The following is a 2,650-nucleotide window of genomic DNA, read 5'->3' as shown; positions in this document are numbered from 1 at the left end:
CCGACCCACTATTCGGTTGTTTCAACTACTGCGCCGAGCGGGCCCCGTGACGATCGTTTAACGCTCCGCCTGTTTGCTATCCCCATACCGATTCGACGTGTCTTCCAGGAAAGATCGGACGACTGGAACCTGTTCGACACTCGATGGCCACACGAGGGCAATGTCGCGCTTAAGCTCCGTCTTGAGCGGAACGAACACGGCGCCCGGCACGTGTAACGATGGATCATCGTCTGGGAGGACGGTAATACCGATACCGGTGGAGGCAAGTCCAGCATGGGTTGCCAACGCTTCGGATTCCATCACGATCCGAGGAACTACACCGGACTTCTTCGCCAGCCTCTCCAAGATATTGCGGGTCGTATAACCTGCGGGCGCAGCCACGAACGGTTCCCGTGCTGCTTCCTTAAAATCGACGAGTTCCCGCCCCGCCAACCGGTGCCCTTCCGGGACCACGAGCGCCATGGCCTGCCGATGTACGGTGAGGATGTTGAGATCACCGAGCAGCTCGGGGAGAACATCGGGCGCACAGAGGGCAACATCCAGCTCCCCATCGAGGAGCAGCCCCACTAGTACCTCCGCAGTGTCCTGCGACAGAACCATCTCCGCACGCGGATGCTCAGAGGTAAAAGCCCGAATAAGGCGGGGTGCCAGCCATGGGCCAAGCGACGGCATGAACCCGAACCTGATCCGCCCGGTCTCTGGATCCAGCAGCCGGCGGATCTCCTCCTCGCCACGATCGAGACCACGAACGGCCCCCTGAACTGCCTTCTCCAGGGCGCGACCGCGTTCGTTGAGTCGAAGCGAGCGGCCACCCCGATCAAACAGAGTGGTACCAATGCGCCTTTCAAGCCCCGATAGTTTCCGGGACAGTGTGGGTTGCGGGATGTCGAGCATCTCGGCAGCCTCGGTCAGGTGCTGCACCCGCGCGAGTGTGAGATACCAGGAATAATCGTCGGAGAGCATCGAGGCATCCCCCTCCCACTTGACACACACGTACATGGTCATGCAGTTTCTGCATGAATAAGTGCAAGTCTATTCATTTTACAAGTTGCTTGACCAGCGGGACTCTAGTCCTATGACGTTATTGGCGAAGGGCACTTCCACAGAAGCAAAGCTCAAGGGAGGGGACATGGTCGACCAGGGCGGACTTCGGCGCGGAGACCCCGACTACCGCCGTGCTGTTATTGCTCTTTTTGCCATGGGACTGGCTTCCTTTAACGCCATCTACTGCACGCAGGCTCTTATGCCGGCGCTGTCGGATTACTTTGGGGCCACCCCAGCCATGTCAGCATGGACGGTCAGTGCAGCAACAGGAATGCTTGCGCTTGCGATCCTTCCGGCATCAATCCTGTCGGAACGCTTTGGTCGGGGCCGCGTCATGGTCATCTCCTCACTCCTGGCTGTCACCGTGGGAGCGCTCCTTCCGTTCGCCCCCACCATCGAGTGGCTCATTGTGGGCCGCGCACTCCAAGGATTGGCTGTCGCTGGCGTTCCCGCCACGGCGATGGCTTATCTTGCGGACGAGATCAACGGAATTGATCTACCGAGGGCCATGGGCCAGTACATTGCGGGCACATCCCTGGGCGGCCTGCTGTCCCGCCTGATCCCGGCAGGAGTGTTGGAGTTTGAGAGCTGGCGGTGGGGTCTTGGGATCAACATGATCTTCGCGGGTAGTTGCGCAATCCTTACGGTTCTTCTCATGCCGAAGCAAAAGCGGTTCACCCCGAAGAAGCTGACGATCAAGTCCGAGATCAAGGCAGTATGGCGACACCTCACCAACCCAACAATGCTTGGACTCTTCGCCATCGCTTTCCTACTCATGGGAGCCTTTGTTTCCCTGTACGACTACCTGGGATATCGACTCGCTGACGACTTCGGCTTCTCCCCCGGGCTTGCCGGATCAGTCTTTATTCTTTACCTGGTTGGCACGTTCACGTCCGGATGGGCGGGAGGAGCCGCCGTCAAGGCAGGCAGGGCAAAGATCCTCATGCTCGGCATTACTTCCTGCCTAATAGCACTCCCCCTCATTACCATCAACAGCCCGGTCACAACGATCATGGGAACCGCGATCTTCACGGGCGGCTTCTTTATCGCCCACTCCATCGCCTCCGGCTGGGTGGGGGCACTCGCACGCAAGGACAGGGCCGAGGCCACCGGCATGTATCTGACCGCCTACTACCTGGGTTCCTCAATCGTTGGCGTTGTCTCCGGACTCGTCTTTCACGACTGGGGCTGGACCGCGATGATTATCTTCCTTGCCGTCAGCGTTATCGCCGCAGCCCTCACCGGAATCTACGTGGCGCGGAATGCTGGGCGACAGTACTCCAAGCAGTAGTTCCCCAACCGAAAGCAAGGTAGCGCCGAGCAATACCGTGCAGTACCGAGCAAGAAGATCAGCAGTGCAGGTCCAGCGAAAGCCCTAATAAGCCGCTAGATCACGCCGATTTCCAGGAAAACCACACACGAAATTTAACCAAGTAATCACAATCACTTTAAACATTCGACAGGTGCCTGTTGCTTTTCCCGTTGAAGTCCTTTAATGTTTCTAACAGGCACCTGATAGACAGGTTCCTGTAGATCTTGAAAGGGGTACTTTTATGAATCACGACGAACTGTATAAGAAGTTCCGCTACACGACCCATCTCATGAA

2 protein-coding genes are annotated in these 2,650 nt (G+C 57.8%); one reads left to right on the top strand and one right to left on the bottom strand.

Annotated features, from left to right (window positions below):
- Positions 1–57 precede the first annotated feature (57 nt).
- The gene (locus ACTHUY_RS11455; RefSeq protein ID WP_441678927.1) at positions 58–1,005 is read right to left on the bottom strand and encodes a LysR family transcriptional regulator; all 948 of its coding nucleotides are present in this window, start codon (positions 1,003–1,005) and stop codon (positions 58–60) included.
- A 70-nt stretch (positions 1,006–1,075) separates the two neighbouring features.
- On the opposite strand from ACTHUY_RS11455, the gene ACTHUY_RS11450 reads away from it, so the two are divergent.
- On the top strand, positions 1,076–2,335 hold the full coding sequence (locus ACTHUY_RS11450) for an MFS transporter (RefSeq protein WP_441678925.1): 1,260 nt from the start codon (positions 1,076–1,078) through the stop codon (positions 2,333–2,335).
- Positions 2,336–2,650: the final 315 nt, after the last annotated feature.

Source organism: Flaviflexus sp. (genome assembly GCF_052087705.1).
GTDB classification, from domain to species: Bacteria; Actinomycetota; Actinomycetes; order Actinomycetales; family Actinomycetaceae; genus Flaviflexus; species Flaviflexus ciconiae.
Note: the sequence above shows the minus strand (reverse complement) of the source record. Positions and strands in the feature narration are given on the sequence as shown.

Excerpts from the sequence above, each read along its gene's own strand:
- ACTHUY_RS11450 (WP_441678925.1), top strand. The coding sequence starts at position 1,076 with ATGACGTTATTGGCGAAGGGCACTTCCACAGAAGCAAAGCTCAAGGGA.
- ACTHUY_RS11455 (WP_441678927.1), bottom strand. The coding sequence starts at position 1,005 with ATGACCATGTACGTGTGTGTCAAGTGGGAGGGGGATGCCTCGATGCTC.